The organism is Stenotrophomonas cyclobalanopsidis, assembly GCF_008710035.1.
Classification (GTDB): Bacteria; Pseudomonadota; Gammaproteobacteria; order Xanthomonadales; family Xanthomonadaceae; genus Stenotrophomonas; species Stenotrophomonas cyclobalanopsidis.
In genome coordinates this window covers 36,036-57,348 of record NZ_VYKI01000010.1, presented here as the reverse complement: position 1 = coordinate 57,348, position 21,313 = coordinate 36,036, and the positions used below count along the sequence as shown (strand labels likewise).

The 21,313-nt window shown below is 68.2% G+C and carries 17 protein-coding genes; 9 read left to right on the top strand and 8 right to left on the bottom strand.

All coding sequences use genetic code 11. From position 1 onward, the window contains the following. The first annotated feature begins 108 nt into the window (after positions 1–108). The 4 genes from hrcA to dnaJ all read left to right on the top strand — a co-directional run bounded on the left by hrcA (position 109) and on the right by dnaJ (position 5,136). Positions 109–1,173, top strand: a complete 1,065-nt coding sequence (gene hrcA / locus FJU31_RS09700) for a heat-inducible transcriptional repressor HrcA (RefSeq protein WP_150454572.1) — start codon at positions 109–111, stop codon at positions 1,171–1,173. A 63-nt stretch (positions 1,174–1,236) separates the two neighbouring features. Further along, positions 1,237–1,752: a nucleotide exchange factor GrpE gene (grpE, locus tag FJU31_RS09695; protein WP_150454571.1), complete on the top strand. Its 516-nt coding sequence runs from the start codon at positions 1,237–1,239 to the stop codon at positions 1,750–1,752. Between the two features lie 179 nt (positions 1,753–1,931). Then, a complete protein-coding gene (gene dnaK / locus FJU31_RS09690; protein WP_150454570.1) occupies positions 1,932–3,854 on the top strand; it encodes a molecular chaperone DnaK in 1,923 nt (640 codons plus the stop codon). A 154-nt stretch (positions 3,855–4,008) separates the two neighbouring features. Continuing rightward, positions 4,009–5,136 carry a molecular chaperone DnaJ gene (dnaJ, locus tag FJU31_RS09685; RefSeq protein WP_150454569.1) on the top strand — a complete coding sequence of 376 codons (1,128 nt, stop codon included), beginning with the start codon at positions 4,009–4,011 and terminating at the stop codon, positions 5,134–5,136. A 153-nt stretch (positions 5,137–5,289) separates the two neighbouring features. On the opposite strand, the gene FJU31_RS09680 is transcribed toward dnaJ, so the two are convergent. Beyond that, entirely contained in the window at positions 5,290–6,087 is a 798-nt protein-coding gene (locus FJU31_RS09680) for an AraC family transcriptional regulator (RefSeq protein ID WP_150454568.1), read from the bottom strand. 73 nt (positions 6,088–6,160) lie between these two features. Between FJU31_RS09680 and FJU31_RS09675 the strand changes: the two genes are divergently transcribed. From FJU31_RS09675 to FJU31_RS09665, 3 genes are all read left to right on the top strand, one after another. Beyond that, a complete protein-coding gene (locus FJU31_RS09675) occupies positions 6,161–7,360 on the top strand; it encodes an MFS transporter (protein ID WP_150454567.1) in 1,200 nt (399 codons plus the stop codon). 772 nt (positions 7,361–8,132) lie between these two features. Continuing rightward, complete coding sequence (pdxY, locus tag FJU31_RS09670; protein ID WP_150454566.1) at positions 8,133–9,041, top strand: pyridoxal kinase; 909 nt, start codon at positions 8,133–8,135, stop codon at positions 9,039–9,041. Further along, positions 9,038–10,168, top strand: coding sequence for a prephenate dehydrogenase (locus FJU31_RS09665; RefSeq protein ID WP_150454565.1), 1,131 nt, complete (start codon positions 9,038–9,040; stop codon positions 10,166–10,168). Before pdxY ends, FJU31_RS09665 begins: the two co-directional genes overlap by 4 nt. A gap of 206 nt (positions 10,169–10,374) precedes the next feature. Here FJU31_RS09665 and FJU31_RS09660 read toward each other — a convergent pair whose 3' ends face one another. From FJU31_RS09660 to FJU31_RS09640, 5 genes are all read right to left on the bottom strand, one after another. Beyond that, a complete protein-coding gene (locus tag FJU31_RS09660) occupies positions 10,375–10,569 on the bottom strand; it encodes a hypothetical protein (RefSeq protein WP_150454564.1) in 195 nt (64 codons plus the stop codon). 71 nt (positions 10,570–10,640) lie between these two features. Further along, the gene (locus FJU31_RS09655) at positions 10,641–12,413 is read right to left on the bottom strand and encodes an ABC transporter transmembrane domain-containing protein (protein WP_116865347.1); all 1,773 of its coding nucleotides are present in this window, start codon (positions 12,411–12,413) and stop codon (positions 10,641–10,643) included. Further along, complete coding sequence (locus FJU31_RS09650) at positions 12,406–13,002, bottom strand: IMPACT family protein (RefSeq protein WP_150454563.1); 597 nt, start codon at positions 13,000–13,002, stop codon at positions 12,406–12,408. The genes FJU31_RS09655 and FJU31_RS09650 overlap by 8 nt, the downstream gene beginning before the upstream one ends. A 34-nt stretch (positions 13,003–13,036) precedes the next feature. Then, positions 13,037–14,038, bottom strand: a complete 1,002-nt coding sequence (locus FJU31_RS09645; RefSeq protein WP_150454562.1) for a hypothetical protein — start codon at positions 14,036–14,038, stop codon at positions 13,037–13,039. Next, positions 14,035–14,589 carry an RNA polymerase sigma factor gene (locus FJU31_RS09640; protein WP_281290819.1) on the bottom strand — a complete coding sequence of 185 codons (555 nt, stop codon included), beginning with the start codon at positions 14,587–14,589 and terminating at the stop codon, positions 14,035–14,037. The genes FJU31_RS09645 and FJU31_RS09640 overlap by 4 nt, the downstream gene beginning before the upstream one ends. A gap of 263 nt (positions 14,590–14,852) precedes the next feature. Here FJU31_RS09640 and FJU31_RS09635 point away from each other — a divergent pair, with 263 nt between their 5' ends. Further along, a complete protein-coding gene (locus FJU31_RS09635) occupies positions 14,853–17,657 on the top strand; it encodes an EAL domain-containing protein (protein ID WP_425473675.1) in 2,805 nt (934 codons plus the stop codon). Positions 17,658–17,691: 34 nt separating this feature from the next. Here FJU31_RS09635 and FJU31_RS09630 read toward each other — a convergent pair whose 3' ends face one another. Further along, the gene (locus FJU31_RS09630; RefSeq protein ID WP_150454559.1) at positions 17,692–18,285 is read right to left on the bottom strand and encodes an LOG family protein; all 594 of its coding nucleotides are present in this window, start codon (positions 18,283–18,285) and stop codon (positions 17,692–17,694) included. Positions 18,286–18,387: 102 nt separating this feature from the next. Beyond that, positions 18,388–19,884: an aminotransferase class III-fold pyridoxal phosphate-dependent enzyme gene (locus FJU31_RS09625; protein ID WP_150454558.1), complete on the bottom strand. Its 1,497-nt coding sequence runs from the start codon at positions 19,882–19,884 to the stop codon at positions 18,388–18,390. 210 nt (positions 19,885–20,094) lie between these two features. Between FJU31_RS09625 and queA the strand changes: the two genes are divergently transcribed. Continuing rightward, entirely contained in the window at positions 20,095–21,162 is a 1,068-nt protein-coding gene (queA, locus tag FJU31_RS09620; protein WP_150454557.1) for a tRNA preQ1(34) S-adenosylmethionine ribosyltransferase-isomerase QueA, read from the top strand. Positions 21,163–21,313: the final 151 nt, after the last annotated feature.

Genomic DNA, 21,313 nt, shown 5'->3' with positions numbered 1-21,313 from the left:
AGGGGTGTCTGAGCCGCGCAACGCTAGCACGCGCGGCGGGGTGGTCCAATGACTTGCCAAGGCGACGCACCGCCATTATCTAGTGTCCGTGTCTCACAGGTTGATTCCATGCACGGTTCCGCTGACCAGCTTGCCCCGCGTGCGCGCCATCTGCTGCGCACGCTGATCGCGCGTTACATCCAGGACGGCGAGCCGGTCGGCTCGCAGACGCTGGCGCGCGTGGCGGGCCTGGAGGTCAGCCCGGCCACCATCCGCAACATCCTCGGCGATCTGGAGGACCTGGGCCTGCTGGCCTCGCCGCACACCTCGGCCGGGCGCATCCCGACCGCGCACGGCTACCGGGTGTTCGTCGACAGCCTGCTGCAGATGCAGCCGCCGGGCGAGGGCGAACTGGCCCGGCTGCGCCACGAGCTGGCCGGTGGTGGCAGCACCCAGGCCCTGCTGGGCAGCGCCTCGGAGCTGCTGTCGGCGATGAGCCACTTCGTCGGCGTGGTCAGCGCGCCGCGCCGCGAGCAGTTCGCCTTCCGCCAGATCGATTTCGTGGCGCTGGATGGGCGCCGGGTGCTGGCGATCCTGGTGTTTGCCGACAACGAGGTGCAGAACCGGGTCATCGAAACCCGCCAGGGCTTCGAGCCGGGCCAGCTGGAACAGGTGGCCAACTACCTCAATGCGCATTTCGCCGGCCTGCCGCTGGCCGAGATCCGCACCCGCCTGCTGCTGGAGCTGCGCGACGCCCGGTCCGCGCTGGAACAGCTGCTGGCGCACAGCATCGAGCTGGCCGAGCAGGCCCTGCAGCCGCCGGCCGACGATATGCTGGTGGCCGGGCAGACCCGGCTGATGGGGGTGCAGGACCTGTCCGACCTGGAGCGCCTGCGCGAGCTGTTCGAGCTGTTCTCCAGCAAGCGCGAGATCCTGCAGCTGCTGGAGCGGACCATCCAGGCCCCGGGCGTGCGCATCTTCATCGGCGAAGAGACCGGGATGATGCCGCTGCAGGGCGTCTCGCTGGTCACCGCGCCCTATACCGCCAACGGCCAGGTGCTGGGCGTGCTGGGGGTGATCGGGCCCAAGCGGATGGCCTACGACCGGGTGATTCCGCTGGTCCAGGCCACCGCGGACGTGCTTGGGGCGGCCTTTTCGCCCCCGCGACGCGGTCCGGGGCCGGCAGACGCTTGAAACGCAGCATCCCGCCCACACTAGGGTGGGTGGAGGCGGAGAGTGACCGCCAGGGACCCAGACATGAACCAAGAACATCCAGATATCGAATCCCAGCAGAGCGCCGCCGATGCGGCCGCTGCCGCAGGCAACCATGACGAACTGGAGCGCCTGCGCGCCGAGGTCGAGCAGGTCAGGGCCGATGCGCTGCGTGAGCGCGCCGACCTGGAGAACCAGCGCAAGCGCGTCGCCCGCGACATCGAGCAGGCCCGCAAGTTCGCCAACGAGAAGCTGCTGGGCGAGCTGTTGCCGGTGTTTGACAGCCTGGATGCCGGCCTGAAGGCCGCCGGCGACGATCCCAACCCGCTGCGCGAGGGGCTGGAAATGACCTACAAGCAGCTGCTGAAGGTCGCCGCCGACAACGGCCTGGTCCTGCTGGACCCGACCGGCCAGGCGTTCAACCCGGAACACCACCAGGCCATCAGCCAGGTGCCGGCCCCCGGCGCCGCCCCCGGCAGCGTGGTGACCGTGTTCCAGAAGGGCTACCTGCTCAACGAGCGCCTGCTGCGGCCGGCGCTGGTGGTCGTGGCCGCCGATTGACGGGCCGGGCGCGCGACCGCCGGGCATGGCCCGGCGCTACCCCCGGCATTGTTTTCCAGGCGCTTAACACAGCGTTCGGGTGATGGCTTGAATGTTCCACGAGCCTCCCCCACATCCCATTCATCCACCGGCCGACCGGCCGGATTGACACCAACAAGCAATCTTCAGGAGTCTCCCCCATGGGCAAGATCATTGGTATCGACCTCGGCACCACCAACTCGTGCGTGGCGATCATGGACGGCGGCAAGGCCCGCGTCATCGAGAATTCGGAAGGCGATCGCACCACCCCGTCGATCGTCGCCTACACCAAGGACGGCGAAGTCCTGGTCGGCGCCTCGGCCAAGCGCCAGGCCGTCACCAACCCCAAGAACACCTTCTACGCGGTGAAGCGCCTGATCGGCCGCAAGTTCACCGATGCCGAAGTGCAGAAGGACATCGCCCACGTCCCGTACAGCATCCTGGCCCATGACAATGGCGACGCCTGGGTGTCGACCAGCGATGCCAAGAAGATGGCGCCGCAGGAAATCTCGGCCAAGGTGCTGGAAAAGATGAAGAAGACCGCCGAGGACTTCCTCGGTGAGAAGGTCACCGAAGCGGTCATCACCGTGCCGGCCTACTTCAACGACAGCCAGCGCCAGGCGACCAAGGACGCCGGCCGCATCGCCGGCCTGGACGTCAAGCGCATCATCAACGAGCCGACCGCGGCCGCGCTGGCCTATGGCCTGGACAAGGGCGACAACAAGGATCGCAAGATCGTGGTGTACGACCTGGGCGGCGGCACCTTCGACGTCTCGGTGATCGAGATCGCCAACGTCGACGGCGAGAAGCAGTTCGAAGTGCTGGCTACCAACGGCGACACCTTCCTGGGCGGCGAAGATTTCGACAACCGCGTCATCGAGTACCTGGTTGAAGAGTTCAACAAGGACCAGGGCATCGACCTGCGCAAGGATCCGCTGGCCCTGCAGCGCCTGAAGGACGCTGCCGAACGCGCCAAGATCGAACTGTCCAGCGCCCAGCAGACCGAAGTGAACCTGCCGTACGTCACTGCTGACGCCTCGGGTCCGAAGCACCTGAACATCAAGCTGACCCGCGCCAAGCTGGAATCGCTGGTCGACGAGTTGATCCGCAAGTCGATCGAGCCGTGCCGCGTCGCCCTGAACGATGCCGGCCTGCGTTCGAGCGACATCAGCGAAGTGATCCTGGTCGGTGGCCAGACCCGCATGCCGAAGGTGCAGCAGGCGGTGACCGAGTTCTTCGGCAAGGAACCGCGCAAGGACGTCAACCCGGACGAAGCCGTGGCACTGGGTGCGGCGATCCAGGGTGGCGTGCTGGGCGGCGACGTCAAGGACGTGCTGCTGCTGGACGTGACCCCGCTGTCGCTGGGCATCGAGACCATGGGCGGCGTGTTCACCAAGATCATCGAGAAGAACACCACCATCCCGACCAAGGCCTCGCAGGTGTTCTCCACCGCCGAGGACAACCAGTCGGCCGTGACCGTGCACGTGCTGCAGGGTGAGCGCGAACAGGCCCGCTTCAACAAGTCGCTGGCCAAGTTCGATCTGTCCGGCATCGAGCCGGCCCCGCGCGGCCTGCCGCAGGTGGAGGTGTCCTTCGACATCGACGCCAACGGCATCCTGCATGTGTCGGCCAAGGACAAGAAGACCAACAAGGAACAGAAGGTCGAGATCAAGGCCGGTTCGGGTCTGTCCGAGGAAGAGATCGCACGCATGGTCGCTGATGCGGAAGCCAACCGCGAAGAAGACAAGAAGTTCCAGGAACTGGTGCAGGCCCGCAACCAGGCTGATGCCCTGATCCACGGCACCCGCAGCGCCATCACCGAGCACGGCAGCAAGGTCGGCGGCGATGTCATCGGCAAGGTCGAGGCGGCGCTGGCCGACCTGGAAACCGCGATGAAGGGCGACGACAAGGCACAGATCGAAGCCAAGTCGAAGGTGCTGGAAGAAGCCGGCCAGGCGCTGTTCGCCGCTGCTTCGGCCGACCAGGGCGGTGCCCCGGGTGGCGATGCAGGCAACACGGGCAAGGCAGCGGATGACGTGGTGGACGCCGAGTTCACCGAAGTCAAGGACGACAAGAAGTCCTGATCCGGACCGACACGGGACGCTGCCTGCCAGCGTCCCGTTGTCGAACCAGGGTCCTGGCCGCCGCCCGGCGTGTCGGGGCGCCCGACGCAAGAGCGGACCTCGTTCCGCTCTTCCGCTTTGACGAATCCCGACTTTCCGGAAACTGATTCACCTTATGAGCAAGCGCGATTACTACGAAGTGCTGGGCGTTGCCCGCACCGCCACCGACGACGAGCTGAAGAAGGCCTACCGTCGCTGCGCGATGAAGTTCCACCCGGACCGCAACCCGGGCGATACGGCCGCCGAAGCCTCCTTCAAGGAGTGCAAGGAAGCCTACGAAACGCTGTCCGATGGCAACAAGCGCCGCATGTATGATGCCCACGGCCACGCCGCGTTCGAGCACGGCATGGGTGGCGGCGGTGGTCCGGGCGGCCCGGACATGAACGATATCTTCGGCGATATCTTCGGCAACATCTTTGGTGGCGGCGGTGGTGGTCAGCGCCAGGCCCGTCGCGGCGCCGATATCGGCTACGTGATGGAACTGGACCTGGAAGAAGCCGTGCGCGGCGTCGAGCGCCGGATCGAGATCCCGACCCTGGCCGAGTGCGGCGACTGCGATGGCAGTGGCTCCGAAGACGGCAAGGTCGAGACCTGCAACGTCTGCCATGGCCGCGGCCAGGTGCGCATCCAGCGCGGCATCTTCGCCATGCAGCAGGCCTGCCACAACTGCAACGGCCGTGGCCAGATCATCGCCAAGCCCTGCAAGACCTGCCATGGCAACGGCCGCATCGAGGAAGACAAGGTGCTGTCGGTGAAGGTGCCGGCCGGCGTCGATACCGGCGACCGCATCCGCCTGCAGGGCGAAGGCGAGGCCGGCCCGGCCGGTACGCCGCCGGGTGACCTGTACGTGGAAGTGCGCGTGCGCGAGCACCACATCTTCCAGCGCGACGGTGACGACCTGCACTGCGAAGTGCCGATCCGCATCTCGCAGGCCGCACTGGGCGACACCGTGCGCGTGGCCACCCTCGGCGGCGAAGCGGAAATCCGTATTCCGGCCGAGACCCAGACCGGCAAGCTGTTCCGCCTGCGCGGGAAGGGCGTGCGTTCGGTGCGCAGCCGCAGCGAAGGCGACCTCTACTGCCGCGTGGTGGTGGAGACCCCGGTCAATCTCACTGCGGACCAGCGCAGGCTGCTGGAGCAGTTCGAGGCGACCTTCAACGGCGAGGAGGCGCGCAAGCACTCGCCGAAGTCGGCCACGTTCATCGATGGCGTGAAGGGCTTCTGGGACCGCATGACGTCCTGAGTTCTTGAACGGAAAACGTACGACGGTAGCGCCGGGCCATGCCCGGCGTTTCTGTTTGTGGGCATCGAACGCATTCTGCCGGGCATGGCCCGGCGCTACCAGGAGTGCTGCTTTCTGGTAGATCCACGCCATGCGTGTGCGTCGTTCAAGGAATCAGCGGAAGAATGCCGCCGGCGTCTGCCCCAGCTGCCGCTTGAACATGCTGGTGAACGCGCTGGGGCTGTCATAGCCCATTGCCAGCGCCACATCGATCACCTTTTCGCCCACGGCCAGGCGTTCCATCGCGGCCAGCAGCCGGGCCTGTTGCCGCCACTGGCCGAAGGTCATGCCCAGTTCGCTGGCGAAATGGCGCTGGATGGTTTTGACGTCCACCGCCAGGGCTTCGGCCCAGTCCTGCAGCGTGGCTTCGTCGCCGGGATGCTTCTGGATGTGCTGGCAGATGCGCTGCAGGCGTGGATCGACCGGCGTCGGCAGGTGCAGGGGCAACGCGTCCATGCGGTGCAGTTCATCCAGCAGCAGGCGCACCACGCGGCCATCGCGGCTGTCGTCCTCGTGTTCGCCCTCGATGAGGGTCGCTGCATGCAGCAGTTCGCGCAGCAGCGGCGCCACCTGCACCGCGAAGGCCTCGGTGGCCAGCTGCGGGGCGAATGCCGGGTCGATGTAGAGGCTGCGCATGTGCACGTCGGCGATGCAGTCCACCGCGTGGGCCATGCCGGCGGGCATCCAGATGGCGCGCGTGGACGGCACCACCCAGCGGCCGACCTCGGAGCGCACCACCATCAGGCCGGACATCGCGTAGACCAGCTGGTGGCGGCGATGACGGTGTGGCGATACCCGGGTGCCGGCCGGGTAATCCTTGACCCGGCAGGTCACCGGCCGGTGGCCGGGCACCTCATTCCAGGGCGCGGATTCCCTGATGGAGCAGGGAGTGTCCTTTTTGCGATATGGCATGACCAGAACGCGGCGGAAGGGAGGGGGAGGGCACCGTAGCATGCAGGGCTCGCCCCCAACCTGACTGCGCACCATGTCCAGCCTGGCTACACCCGCCCCCACCGTCCGCAGCTCGACCCGCGGCGTGCTGGCGGCGATTTCCACCTCCCACATGGTCAACGACATGATGCAGTCGCTGATCCTGGCCATCTATCCGGTGATCAAGGGAGGCTTCAACCTCAGCTTCACCCAGATCGGCCTGATCACGCTGACCTACCAGCTGACCGCCTCGATCTTCCAGCCGCTGGTCGGTCTGGCCACCGACCGCAGGCCGGCGCCGTACTCGCTGCCGATCGGCATGGCCTCGACTCTGTGCGGCATGCTGCTGCTCGGCTTCGCGCCGAACTACGCGATGGTGCTGCTGGCCGCGGCGATGGTCGGCATCGGTTCGGCCATCTTCCACCCGGAAGCCTCGCGCATCGCGCGTCTCGCCTCCGGTGGCCGCCACGGGCTTGCCCAGTCGGTGTTCCAGGTCGGCGGCAACTTCGGTACTGCCCTGGGTCCGCTGATTGCCGCCGCGGTGATCGTGCCGTTCGGCCAGCACGCCGCCTCCTGGTTTGCCGGCGCCGCGCTGATCGGCATCGCCCTGCTGACCTATGTCAGCCGCTGGTATGCGCTGCATCTGGGCGCCCCGCGCCCGGTCGGACAGGCCACGGCCGCCCCGCGTCATCCGACCCGCACCGTGGCCCGGGTGATGGCGATCCTGCTGGTGCTGATCTTCAGCAAGTACTTCTACATGGCCAGCATCGGCAGCTACTTCACCTTCTACCTGATCCACCACTTCGGCATTCCGGTGGCGCAGGCGCAGCTGCACCTGTTCGCGTTCCTGGTGGCGTCGGCGGCCGGCGGTTTCCTCGGTGGCCCGCTGGGTGACCGCATCGGCCGCAAGCCGATCATCTGGACCTCGATCCTGGGCGTGGCGCCGTTCGCGCTGGCGCTGCCGCATGCGGATCTGTTCTGGACGACGGTGCTGGCGGTGCTGATCGGCTTCGTGCTGTCGTCGGCGTTCTCGGCCATCGTGGTGTATGCGCAGGAGATGATGCCGCACCGCATCGGCATGGTGTCGGGGCTGTTCTTCGGCTTCGCCTTCGGCATGGGTGGGCTGGGTGCGGCGGTGCTGGGTCTGTTGGCGGACAAGACCAGCATCGAGTACGTGTACCAGCTGACCGCGTTCCTGCCGTTGCTGGGCATCATTGCCGCCTGGCTGCCGCCGTCGCGTCCTGCTGCTCACTGAGCGGTTGGGGTTTGCAGGGCTTGCAGCCCTGCACCTGCTTCAATCAACGTCAACGGCAGAAGCGGGCTATTCGTGGGATGGCGGGGTGGGTCCGGTTGAGGGGGACGCTGCAAGTACGTCCATGTAAGCTCGGTCGCCGCTTGCTCGTGCGCGCTGTCCTGCGCACACGGCAAGACCGGGGTTGGGCGTCCTGCCCAACCCGCCCGAGGCATGCCTCGGGCCCATGCGGCTCACGCCCCCTCAACCGGACCCACCCCGCCTTCGACAGTTTCCCGCGATCTGTCGGAACGGCGTTCTGCTCTGGTGGGTGCCGACCGTTGGTCGGCACGGGGTCTGATGTCGATATCTGACAGACGTGTCGACCAACGGTCGACACCTACCAACAACGGCACAGTAGATCCACGCCATGCGTGGATGAATTCAGTCGATGTCTGACAGATGTGCCGACCAACGGTCGGCACCCACCAACAGGCGCCGGCCAACTGTCGAAGGCGGGGCACTGTGGGTTTGCGGGGTGTGAGCCGCATGGGCCCGAGGCATGCCTCGGGCGGGTTGGGCAGGACGCCCAACCCCGGTCTTGCCGTGTGCGCAGGACAGCGCGCACGAGCAAGCGGCGACCAAGCCTACAGGGACGTATTTACGGCGTCCCCGCAAACCCACAGTGCCCCGCCGTTCCACGGAATACCCGCTTTTGACGTTGACGTTGACGTTGATTCTGCAGGTGCAGGGCTGCAAGCCCTGCCGAAAACCCCCTTGGGCGTAGAATGCCGGCATGAGCGAATCCCTCGACAACCACCTGCTCCACGGCCGTCGCCAGCGCCCCGACGGGCCCTCGCCGATCGACGTCATCTCCGTCCAGTCGCAGCTCGTCTACGGCCACGCCGGCAACAGCGCCGCTGTCCCGCCGATGCGCGCCCTCGGCGTGCGCGTGGCGGAAATCCCGACCGTCCTGCTCAGCAATGCGCCGTTCTACGACACCACCCGCGGCCGCGTGCTGCCCGCTGACTGGTTCGCCGACCTGCTGCTCGGCACCGGCGAGCGCGGCCTGCCGCAGCGGGCGAAGATGCTGGTCTCCGGCTACTTCGGCAGCGCCGCCAACGGTGCCGCCTTCGCCGATTGGCTGGACGGGATCCTGCCGGCCTGCCCGCAGCTGCGCTATTGCCTGGACCCGGTGATCGGTGACACCCACACCGGCCCCTATGTGGAGCCCGGGCTGGAGACGATCTTCGCAGAGCGCCTGCTGCCGCATGCCTGGCTGGTCACGCCCAACGCATTTGAACTCAACCGCCTGACCGGCATGCCGGCCCTGGCCGAGGCCGATGCCATCGCCGCGGCGCGCGCGCTGCTGGCGCGTGGCCCGCAATGGGTGATCGCGCACAGCGTGGGCGGCCCCCCGGGCGAGCTGGTGACCCTGGCCGTAGGCCGCGAAGAAACCTGGCGCTGGACCTCGCCGCTGCTGCCGGTGGACGTCGCCGGCACCGGTGATGTGCTGATGTCGCTGGTGGTGTCCTTCCTGCTGCGCGGCGAGACGATGCAGCAGGCCATTTCGCGCGCCATCGCCGGTACCCATGCGGCGCTGGAAGCGACCCTGGCCAACGGCTTCGAGGAGTTCGACGTGATCGCTGCCGCGCCTGCTGCGCTGGCGGAGGCCACCCGCTTCCACGCCGAACGCGTGGCATGAGCGGGCTGCAGACGCGTACGCCGCGCACGGTCGGCATCGTTGGCAGTGCCGGCGCCTACGGGCGCTGGCTGGCCCGCTTCTTCCAGCAGCACATGCAGCTGCAGGTGATCGGCCATGATCCGGCCGATCCGGCCTCGCATACGCCCGAGCAGCTGCTGGCACAGGCCGATGTGCTGGTGTTTTCGGCACCGATCCGGCACACGTCGGCGCTGATCGCCGACTACGTGCAGCAGTCGGCTGGCCGCGAACACGGCCGCCTGTGGCTGGACGTCACCTCGGTGAAGGATGCGCCGGTGCAGGCGATGCTGGCCTCGCAGGCCGAAGTGGTCGGCCTGCACCCGATGACCGCGCCGCCCAAGGCGCCGACCCTGAAGGGCCGGGTGATGGTGGTCTGCGAGGCGCGGCTGCAGCACTGGCAGCCGTGGGTCGACAGCCTCTGCGCGGCCCTGCAGGCCGAGTGCGTGCGCGCCACGCCCCAGCACCACGACCAGATGATGGCGCTGGTGCAGGCGATGGTGCATGCCACTCATCTGGCGCAGGCCGGCGTGCTGCGCGAGTACCAGCCGCAGCTGGGCGATCTGGCCGCGATGATGCCGTACCGCTCGGCCTCGTTCGAACTGGATACGGCGATCATCTCCCGCATCCTGTCGTTGAACCCGGTGATCTACGAAGACATCCAGTTCGGCAACCCCTACGTGGCGCCGATGCTGGATCGGCTGGTCGGCCAGCTGCAGGCACTGCAGGCACAGGTCGGGCAGGGCGACGACGCAGCGCGTGGCTGGTTCCGCGAGCAGCTGCTGGCCGCCAACCACGACGCCTTTGGTGAGCCTGCGCTTGCCGCGGGCAACTACACCTTCGAACGCGTGGGCTACCTGCTGGCCGACCTGACGGAGCGCAACGCCTTGTCGGTGCACCTGCCGGAGGATCGGCCGGGTTCGCTGCGCGAGCTGCTGCACGTGTTCGAGCAGCACAGCATCAGCCTGGCCTCGATCCACTCGTCGCGTACGCCGGGCGGCGAGGTGCATTTCCGTATCGGTTTCGTGGCGGGCAGTGATCCGCTTTCCATCGCGCGGGCGGCGGTGGCGGTCGATTCCAGCGGCATCGGCCGGGTGCTGGGACAGGCCTAGTCATCCACAGGCGGTGTGGATGATTTCTGAGCAAACGTGTGGATAACCGCGCGCAGCCCTTGGCAGGCAAGGCTGTCAAGATGGTTGGTTAAAAATTGACCACAATATTTTTCATGCCCGGCGGCCGGAGCGTGTCGACCAAGGTCGACACCTGCCAGAGCGGGGGGGTGCCAGATCCGGTAGCGCCGGGCCGTGCCTGGCGAACCTCAGATCGTCAACCGCAGCTCGCCGCCACTGGTGGTGAACTCGCGGCCATTGCGCACCAGATGACGGCCGTCATCCAGTTCATAGCGCGGGCTGGTCTCCACCTTCTGGCCGCTACCGCCGGCATCGGGCTTGAACTCGATGATGATGTGGCTTTCGCCATTGGCGTCGATTGCAGGGAACTGACGGAACGACATCGTGCACCTCCTTCAGCAGATCCTTCGGTTTCGCCGCCAGCTTGGGCCGGCCGGTGTTAGCCGGCCGTCAATCAATCGACGAACTGCAACCGCGCCAGCTCCGCATACAGTCCACCTTCAGCCAACAGCTGCGCATGCGTGCCTTCGGCGACGATGCGGCCCTGGTCCATCACCACGATGCGGTCGGCCTTGAGTACGGTCGCCAGGCGGTGGGCGATCACTACGGTGGTGCGCCCGGCCATCAACCGTTCCAGTGCCTGCTGCACGCTGTGCTCGCTCTGCGCATCCAGCGCGCTGGTGGCCTCGTCCAGCAGCAGGATGGGCGAATCCTTCAGCAGGGCGCGGGCAATCGCCACGCGCTGCTGCTGGCCGCCCGAGAGGCGCGCGCCGCGCTCGCCCAGCTCGCTGTCGTAGCCCTGCGGCAGGGCGCGCAGGAAGCCATCGGCTTCAGCCGCACGCGCCGCGGCTTCCACCTCGGCATCGCTGGCCTGCAGGCGGCCGTAACGGATGTTGTCGCGCGCACTGGTGGCGAACAGGGTCGGCTGCTGCGGCACCAGCGCAAGCTGCGCACGCAGGTCGGCCGGATCGACTTCGCGCACGTCGTGGCCGTCCACGCAGATGCGGCCGCTGGCCGGATCATGGAAGCGCAGCAGCAGCGACAGCACCGTGCTCTTGCCGGCACCGGACGGGCCGACCAGAGCCACGGTCTCGCCGGGACGCACGTTCAGGCTGAAGTGGTCCAGCGCCGGCTGGTCCGGCCGCTGCGGGTAGTGAAACACCACATCGTCGAACTGGATCTGCCCCTGCAGCGGCTGCGGCAGCGCATGCGGCTGCGCGGGTGCACGGATCTCGATGTCTTCCTGCAGCAGCTCGCCGATGCGGCCCATGCCGCCGGCCGCGCGCTGCAGTTCGTTCCAGACTTCGGCCAGCGCACCCACCGAGCCGCCGCCGATCAGCGCGTACAGCACGAACTGGCCGAGGGTGCCGGCACTCAGGCGGCCATCGATGACATCGTGCGCGCCCAGCCAGAGCACGCCGACGATGGCGCCGAACACCAGCAGGATGGCGCTGGCGGTGACCAGCGACTGTGCACCGATGCGACGGCGCGCGGCGGTGATGGCATCGCCGAGCGCATGGTCGAAGCGACCGCGCTCGTACGGCTCGCGGGCATGGGCCTGCACGGTGCGTACCGCGCCCAGGGTCTCGCTGGCCAGGCTGTTGGCATCGGCGATGCGGTCCTGGCTGTTGCGGGCGACCACGCGCAGCTTGCGCGCGCCGATGATGATCGGCAGCACCGCCAGCGGGATGCCCAGCAGCGACCATGCGGCGAGGCGCGGGCTGGTGACGAACAGCATCGCCAGGCTGCCGACCACGGTCACGCTGCTGCGCAGGGCCACCGACATGGTCGAGCCGACCACGCTGCGCAGCAGTTCGGTATCGGCGGTGAGGCGCGAAACCAGTTCGCCGCTGCGGCTGCGGTCATGGAAGCCGGCGCCGAGCTGGATCAGGTGTGCGTACAGCTGGCTGCGCAGGTCGGCGACGACCTTTTCGCCCAGCAGCGACACGAAGTAGAAGCGCGCGGCGGTGCCCAAGGCCATCACCACTGCCACCAGCATCAGCAGGGCGAAGGCACGGTTGATCTGGCCGCCGCTGCTGAAGCCATGGTCGATCATCTGCTTGACCGCCGGCGGCAGGCTCAGCGTGGCGGCTGAGGAGACCGCCAGGGCCAGCAGCCAGGCGGTGAACAACCCGCTGTGGCGGCGCACGAAAGGCCACAGCGTACGCAGGCTGCCCAGGCGGCGCAGCGGCGGGGTTGAAGCGGACGTCTCGTCCTTGTCAGTCATCCTGGTCGTCGTCTTCTATGCGGATACGGTCACGGGTGGCGTCGCGCAGGCGGATTTTCAATGCGTCGACCTGGTCGGCGGGCAATTCCACCCGCAGCCGCACACCGTTGGCATCGAACTGTTCATCGCGCTTTTCGGCGGCGAAGGCGGGCAGGGCGGCGTGCAGGGTGCCAAGGTCTTCGAAACCAGCCAGCAGCTGCAGGCGCGCCATCGCCACCAGCGGCAGACGGGGCGCGGTACGCAGGCATTCGGCGGCAGTGCCACCGTAGGCGCGCACAAGGCCGCCTGCACCCAGCTTGATGCCACCATACCAGCGGGTCACCACCACCATGACGCGGTCGAAGCCCTGGCCATCGATGGCCGCCAGGATCGGCCGGCCGGCGGTGCCTGCGGGCTCGCCATCATCGCTGGACCGGTAATCCAGGCCATGTCGGTAGGCCCAGCAGTTGTGGGTGGCATCGGCCACAGCCACCTGCTGCAGAAACGCCAGTGCACCCGCGCCGCTGTCGATGGGCGCGGCGTGGGCGGTGAAGCGGCTGTGCTTGATGTCAAGCGTATGGCTGACGGGCTGGGCGAGGGTATCGGGCATTCCCACCATTCTACGGGGTCGGCGCGGGCCTGCCTCAGTCGTCCAGCAGCGGGCGCAGGTCCTTGGGCAGGCGCGCTTCGGGATACAGCTGCAGGTAACGCTCCAGGCTGGCCCGGGCCAGATCGCGCTGGCCGTTGTCGCGGCGTTCGCGGATCTTCTGCAGCCACTGCCGGCGCGGCAGCGAGGCGTCGGCGGCCACCTCGGCGTGCACCGCCGTGGCGCTGAGCGCGGCATCGCTGGACCGGCGCAGCATCACCCCCGGTGCGCTGGACGGTGCGGTGGCGTTGGCCTTGGATGCCGCCGGGGCCATGCGGCGCTGGCCGCGGACCGCGTCGGCGCTGGCCGCAGCTGCGCCCTGGATCGAATCCAAATCCATTGCAGCCGGGGCTGGAGCCGAGTACGCGGCCGGGGCTGCTGCGGGTGCGGGGGCAGCAGGCGCTGGCGGCGCGAAGACTGCCTCGGCAGCGGGCTCGGCAGGCCGGCTGCGTGCGGCCATGCGCGGTGCGGACTCGGCCGCTGGCGGGGCTGCCGGCGCTTCGGGCGTACGTGCAATGACGGTCTTGGCGGACGGCGCCGGTGCCGCAGGCGCCGCCTGTGGTGCAGGCAGCGGCGAAGGCGGCGGTGGGGGCGCGATTTCGGCTGCAGCGGACATCGGCTGCGGCGCCTGGGCATCGGCTGCCGCACGTTCGTCGGCCACGGGCGCGGCGACGATCTGTGCTTCCTGTGCCGGCACGACCGGCGGCTCTGGCCGCATCTGCCAGGCGATGCCGACCGCAAACACCACCGAGGCGGCGATGCCGAACACCGCCGGCCAGCGCGGCCGCGACCGGCGCGCGCGCGCGCTCGACGGTGGGGCGGTGTCGGCTGCTGCGGGTGCGCCACCTTCAGCAGCGTCCCCGGCAGGCGTGGACACCGACGCGCGCGCGGCCGCCAGGATCGCCGCGTCCAGCGCAGCGGGCGGGGCGTGGTCGTGGCGGCGGCCGATCAGGCCGGCCAGCGCACGTTCTTCAGGCGACAGGGGGTCGTCTCGGTTCATGCCTTCAGTCCCGCACGCAGCTTGTCCATCGCATAGCGCAGCCGCGATTTCACCGTTTCCCGGCCGACGCCGGTGATCTGGCCGATCTCCTCCAGGCTCAGTTCCTGTTCCAGCCGCAGCTGCAGCACTTCGCGCTGCTCGGGCGGCAGGTCGTCCATCGCCAGCTGGATGCGCCGGCGCTGCTCGAATTCAGACAGTTCAGCTTCCGGGGTCTGCCCGTCTTCCAGCGCAGCCAGGCGCAGGTCGGCATCGGCCGGCGCGGCAGGGCGGTGGCGGGCAGCACGCCAGTGGTCATTCAGGCGGTTGTGCGCGATGCGGAACAGCCAAGTGCTGAATGCGGCGTCAGGCTGCCAACCGGCGCGCGCGCTGATCACCCGCTGCCAGACGTCCTGGAAGATCTCCTCGGCCAGCGCGGTGTCGCGCAGCTGCCGCAGCAGGAAGCCGAACAGGCGCTTGCGATGGCGCGCGTACAGGCCTTCGAAGGCCTGCAGGTCGCCGCCGGCCCAGGCCAGCATCAGCGCTTCATCGGTTGGCAGGGCGGTCGCTTCCACGGCAGACAGGGTAAGGCCTGCAGGCGGTGGCGCATAGCCGGTGGCGGGGGCGGGCAGGGCGCAGTTCACGGCGGTTCGTGAGTGGGGGTCCACATCAACAACGCCCGGAGGCACGAAACGGGGTTTGCGGTCTTCCATTTCCCCCCCGGTGCCGCGTTATGCTCGCGCACTCAGGGGAGGCGACGCAGCAGCGGCGCCAAGAGAACGTCATTTTGTCCACGCATGCCGACCGTGTGTCATTGCTGTCACCTCACGAGGCCGTCTTGAGCACGGCGCTGGTGCGCGCGCTGCAGGCGCTGCTGCCGGACACCGCGATCGTGCGGGTGGGCTGGAACGACCCGCAGCTGGGCCGTGGGCAGGACAGCTGGCCGCAGGGCGCCAGCGAAGCCGAGCTCGACCGGGACCAGTCAATCTGGGAGCACACTGTTTGGGAGCAGGCTGCCTGGGAGCACGACGGCGCACAGCTGTCGCTGCGGGTGCGCGGCGGGTCGCCTTCGGAGGCCTGGTGGGGGGTGTCGCGGCAGGCGATGGAACTGGCCCTGCAGCGCGGCCGCCAGGCGGGGCAGATCCGCGCACTCGAGCAGGCTGAACGTCTTCAGCAGGCGCTGTACCAGATCGCCGATCTGGCCGGTGCCGACCTGGAGATGGGCGAGATGCTGCGCCACGTGCACGGCGTGCTCGGTTCGCTGATGTACGCGGAGAACTGCTACATCGTCGAGTACGACGATGTGCGCGACCAGATGCGCTTCCTGTATTTCGCCGACCAGGTGGATGAGTTCGTGGCCGATCCTACGATCAGCTACGACGCCGGGCAGATGCCGCGCAGTCTGACCGTTGCGCTGCTGCGCCATGGCAAGCCGCTCAGTGGCCCGTCGCGCGAGCTGCTGGCCGATGCCGAGGAAGCGCACGATCCCGAGCGCGGCCCGGAAAGCCTGGACTGGCTGGGTGTGCCGATGCTGCGCGATGGCCGCGTCTGTGGCGCCATCGTGGTGCAGAGCTACGAACAGGCCGCGCTGTACGGCGAGGCCGAGCGCGCACTCCTGGGCTTCGTCGCCCAGCATGTGCAGACCGCGATGGACCGGCGCCAGGCGCAGGTGCGGCTGGAACAGCAGGTGGAACGGCGCACGCTGGAACTGCAGCGCGCCAACCGCAGCCTGCAGGACGAAGTGGCCGAGCGCCGCCGTGGCGAGCAGCTGCAGACTGCCCTCTACAACATCGCCGAAATGGCCATGTCGGCCGACAGCCTGGCCCAGTTCTACGGCCAGGTACACGGGGTGGTGGGCCGGTTGCTGGATGCGCGCAATTTCTACATCGCCCTGGTCAACGCGCGCGGCGACGGCCTGGACTTCGTCTACTCGGTGGACGAGCACAACAGCTCGCGCGCGCCGCGTGCCTTCAGCCGCGGCCTGACCGAATACGTGGTGCGCCACCGGCGCCCGCTGCTGGCTTCGCGGGCGCAGATCGACGCGCTGCTGGCCGCCGGTGAAGTGCGTGAATCCGGTGCGCGCTCGCACTGCTGGCTGGGCGTGCCGCTGCTCCGCGACGACGAGGTGGTCGGCGCGATCGTGGTGCAGAGCTACACCGACCAGATCGCCTTCAGCGTGCACGACCAGCGCCTGCTGACCTTCGTGGCGCAGAACATCGGCACTGGCCTGGCCCGCCAGCGCGACCAGCAGCAGCTGCGTTCGGCGCATGCCGAGCTGGAAAAGCGCGTGGAAGAGCGCACCCGCGAGCTGGGCGAAGTGAACGACAAGCTGCTGGGACAGATTGCCGAGCGCCTTCGCGCCGAGCAGCGCCTGACCCACCAGGCCATGCACGATGCATTGACCGGCCTGCCCAACCGCCTGCACCTGCTGGACCGCCTGCAGGACGCGCTGGCCCTGGCCCGCCGCGAAGGTGGCCCGGTGTTCGCGATGCTGTTCCTGGACCTGGACCGCTTCAAGCTGGTCAATGACAGCATCGGCCACGCCGCCGGCGACCGCATGCTGGTGGAAGTGGCCAAGCGCATCGTGTCCATGGCAGGCGACGGTGACGTGGTCGCGCGCCTGGGCGGTGATGAATTCGCGGTGCTGCTGCAGTGCCCGCAGGGCCTGGGCCAGGCGCTGGATTTCGGCCAGCGCGTGCTGCTGGCCCTGCAGGAATCGATGTGGATCGACGGTCGCGAGCTGTTTCCCTCCGGCAGCCTTGGCATCGCCCTGTGGAACCCGCACTACCGCACCGGCGAAGAGCTGCTGCGCGATGCCGACGCGGCGATGTACCGGGCCAAGGCCCAGGGCCATGACCGCTGCGCGATCTTCGACGAGGACATGCGCGAGCAGGCGATGCGCAGCCTGGACCTGGAAGCGGACCTGCGGCGGGCGATCAACAACCGCGATTTCGTGCCGTTCTACCAGCCGATCGTGCGCCTGTCCGATGGCGAAGTGGTTGGCCACGAGGCGCTGCTGCGCTGGAAGCACGAGCGCAGCGGCCTGCTGCTGCCCGGCGCCTTCCTGGAGCTCGGCGAGGAAAGCGGCCTGATCGAGCAGGTCGACTGGCTGATCTACGAGCAGGTCATCGCCAGCCTGGCCGACGGTGGTCGCGGCTATGTGTCGGTGAACGTGTCACCGCGGCATTTCCGCTCGGCCGATTTCAGCAAGCGCCTGTTCGGCCTGCTGGAAGCCAACGATGCCGACCCTCAGCGGCTGCGCCTGGAAATCACCGAGGTCGCGCTGCTGGACGATGGCCCACACACGCTGCGCATCCTCAAGGGGCTGCGCGAGCGAGGCATCCAAGTGCAGCTGGATGATTTCGGCACCGGCTTCTCGGCGCTGTCCTACCTGCACCGGTTCCCGATCAGCACGCTGAAGATCGACCAGAGCTTCATCGCTGGCCTGCACGGCCCGGAGGCGCAGAGCACGCGCGCGCTGGTGGAGGGCGTGCTGTCGCTGGCGCGCACGCTGGGCATCGAAACGATCGGCGAGGGCATCGAGACCGAAGCCCAGCAGCAGTGCCTGTTCGAGCTGGGCTGCGACTACGGCCAGGGCTACCTGCTGGGGCGGCCGGCACCATGGACGCGCGCGGTGGCCTGAGCCACCGCGCAGGTCCGGATTCACCCGGCCAGGTTCAACGCAGCGCGGCGCGGCGCTTCTCGTCGATCCACTTCGAGGCCTGCGCCGGCTTGTAGGCCTGCATCCAGGCCAGCATCTCGTCGATGTCCGAGCCGTACCACAGGTCCTGGCGCTGTTCCGGGTGCAGGAAGCGCTCTTCCACCATGCGGTCGATCATGCCGATCAGCGGGGCGTAGAAGCCGTCCACGTCGAGGAAGGCGCAGGGCTTGTTGCCGATGCCAAGCTGGCGCCAGGTGAGCATCTCGAAGATCTCTTCCATGGTGCCGAAGCCGCCAGGCAGGGCGACGAAGCCGTCGGACAGATCGAACATGCGCGACTTGCGCTCATGCATCGAACCGACGATCTCCAGTTCGGTCAGGCCGCGGTGGGCCACTTCCCAGTCGGCCAGCTGGCGCGGGATGACGCCGGTCACTTCACCGCCAGCGGCGAGCACGGCATTGGCGACGGTGCCCATCAGGCCGACGTTGCCGCCGCCGTAGACCAGGCGCATGCCATCGCGGGCGATGCGGTCGCCCAGCGCCATGGCGCGTTCGGTGTAGACCGGCTTGCTGCCAGCGTTGGAGCCACAGTAGACGCAGAGGGACTTCATGGGGGATTCCTGTCTCTTGGTGCGGAAACGAAAACGCCCCGCCGGCAACCGGGTCGGCGGTCGCGGGCGGGGTGTTGGTCAATTATGACGCGTTGGCGCGGGTTACGCGGCGGCGGCCTGCTCACGGCGCGGGCCTTCACGCAGGGCGCGGCCGACCAGGCCCACCAGCAGGTCCAGCTCGTCGCTGTCCATGCCGAAGTGCGGGGTGAAGCGCAGCGAGTTCTCGCCACCGTGGATCACGTTGATGCCGTGCTGGCGCAGCCACTCCTCGGTGGAACCGGCGCCATAGCACTTGAACTGCGGGGCCAGCTCGCAGGAGAACAGCAGGCCGGTGCCCTGCACCTTGGTGATCAGCCCGCCCAGCTCGCTCTTCAGCTGTTCCAGCTTGCGCACCGCCTCGGCGCCGCGTTCGGCGATGTTGGCGCGCACCTGCGGGGTCAGCTGGGCCAGGGTGGCGCAGGCCACGTCCAGCGCACGCGGGTTGCTGGTCATGGTGTTGCCGTAGATGCCCTTGCGGTACAGCTGCGCGGCATGCTCGGTCACCGCCAGCACCGACAGCGGGTACTGCGCGGCATTGAGCGCCTTGGAATAGGTTTCCATGTCCGGCGGGTCGAGGCCTTCGAAGCCTGGGTAATCCACCACCGACAGCACGCCGTGGGCACGCAGGCCGGCCTGGATCGAATCGAGCAGCAGCAGGCTGCCGTGGGCGCGGGTCAGTTCGCGGGCCACCGCATAGAACGCTTGCGGCACCGAACGGCCCGGGTCTCCTTCGCCCATCACCGGCTCAAGGAACACCGCTTCGATGAACCACTGGTTGCGCTCTGCATCCTCGAACACCTGGCGCAGGCCAGCCTCGTCGTACGGCGCGACGGTGATCACCGAGTCCTCGCCACGGTAGCTGGCCAGGTGCTGCTGGTAGCTCTTGCGGCTGGAATCGGAATACAGCGCCGGGCGATCGGTGCGGCCGTGGAAGCTGCCCTTGATCACCACGCGCTTGATGGCGGCGCCGGCATGGCGCGCGCCCGGGTCGGTCTGCAGCTTGGCGTTGACGTCGGCAATGCGCGCGGCCAGGCCGACCGCTTCGGAACCGGAATTCAGGCACATGAAACGGGCAAACGGGCAGCCGCCGCGACGGTGGCCGATCTCTGCGCGCAGGGCGGTGATGAAGCGCTGCTGCGACAGGCTCGGGGTCATGATGTTGGCCATCACCTGCGGGCGAGACATCGCTTCGAGCACCGCATCAGGGGTGTGGCCGAAGCCGAGCATGCCGTAGCCGCCCGCGTCGTACAGCACCGCGCCCTTCAGGGTGACCACCCACGGGCCGCGTGCGGCCAGTGCCACATACGGGGTCACCGCATCATCGGCATAGAAATTGACGAAGCCGTCCTGCATTGCATCGATCTGCGCCTGCTCGTCCTGCGCCAGCAGCGGCCCCAGTTCCTGCTGCACGCGCGCGAACTCGGCGGCGGCGGCGTCCACGGCAGCGACCAGCTGCGGGTGGCGGGCGGACAGTGCGGTCAGGGTGGCGTCGTCCAGGCCGGTGGTGAGGCGGGTGCCGGGCTGGGCGCGGAGGGGGGCGAGGCGTTCGATGAAGCTCATTGCAGATCTCCTGAAACGTTGGGTCGCACGGGCCTTCAAACGCAAAACGCGCGTCATCACGCGCGCTTGGGGCGGACTCGTGCTGCGGACTTCCTTCCCGATGCTAGCACTTGTTTTTTTGCGCGATAACCCCGCAGAAACCTGCTGCATAGCAGCATATTGCCCGACGTTCGGCACGAAGCACGCCGGCTCTCAGGCGCTGGACGTACAATGCGCGCCATTGCCGACCTGTTGCCGATCACTGCCTTGAAGAAGTCCGATTTCCACTACGACCTGCCGGCCGAACTGATTGCCCAGGCGCCCCTGGCCGAACGCTCGGCCAGCCGTCTGATGCTGGTGCCGCCGGCACCGGCCGCCTTCACCGATGTGCAGGTGCGCGACCTGCCGTCGCTGCTGCAGCCGGGCGACCTGATGGTGTTCAACGACACCCGGGTGATCCCGGCGCGCCTGTTCGGGCAGAAGGCCAGCGGTGGCCGCGTCGAGATCCTGATCGAGCGGCTGCTCGGTGCCCAGCAGGCGCGTGCCCAGGTCGGTGCCAGCAAGTCGCCCAAGGCCGGCAGCCGCATCGCCCTGGATGCCGGTGGCGAGGCCGAGGTGCTGGGCCGCGACGGCGAGTTCTACGTGCTGCAGTTCCACGTGCCCGAATCGCTGGAGCAGTGGCTGCTGCATGCCGGCCGCCTGCCGCTGCCGCCCTACATCCAGCGCGAGCCGGGCCTGGACGACCGCGAGCGCTACCAGACCGTGTTCGCCCGTGAAGTGGGCGCGGTGGCCGCACCGACCGCCGGCCTGCACTTCGACGAGCCGCTGCTGGCGGCGCTGAAGGCCAAGGGCGTGGATTTCGGCCACGTCACCCTGCACGTGGGTGCGGGCACCTTCCAGCCGGTGCGTGCCGATGACCTGAAGGACCACGTGATGCACCGCGAGTGGCTGAACGTGGGTGCGGAGCTGGTCCAGCAGGTGCGCCGCACCCGTGATGCGGGCGGCCGGGTGATCGGCGTGGGCACCACCGTGGTGCGCGCGCTGGAAAGCGCGATGCGCGACGGCGAGCTGCTGCCGTTTGCCGGCGAGACCCAGATCTTCATCACCCCGGGCTACCGCATCCGCAGCGTCGACGCGATGGTGACCAACTTCCACCTGCCGGAAAGCACGCTGTTGATGATGATCTCCGCGTTCGCCGGCAAGGACCGCGTGTTCGAGGCCTACCGGCACGCGATCGAGCAGCGCTACCGCTTCTTCAGCTACGGCGACGCGATGCTGCTGTTCCCGCAGGCGGGCTGACCTCTGCCTGCGGGTGGTGGGTGCGCATCGCTGGTGCGCACCCCTGGGGGTGATATCAACGCCATGCGTGGATGAACCCGGTACCCCTGGCCGTCTCCTCCGGGCATGGCCCGGCGCTACCGACAGCGGCCTCTTTCGGAGACAATAGGCA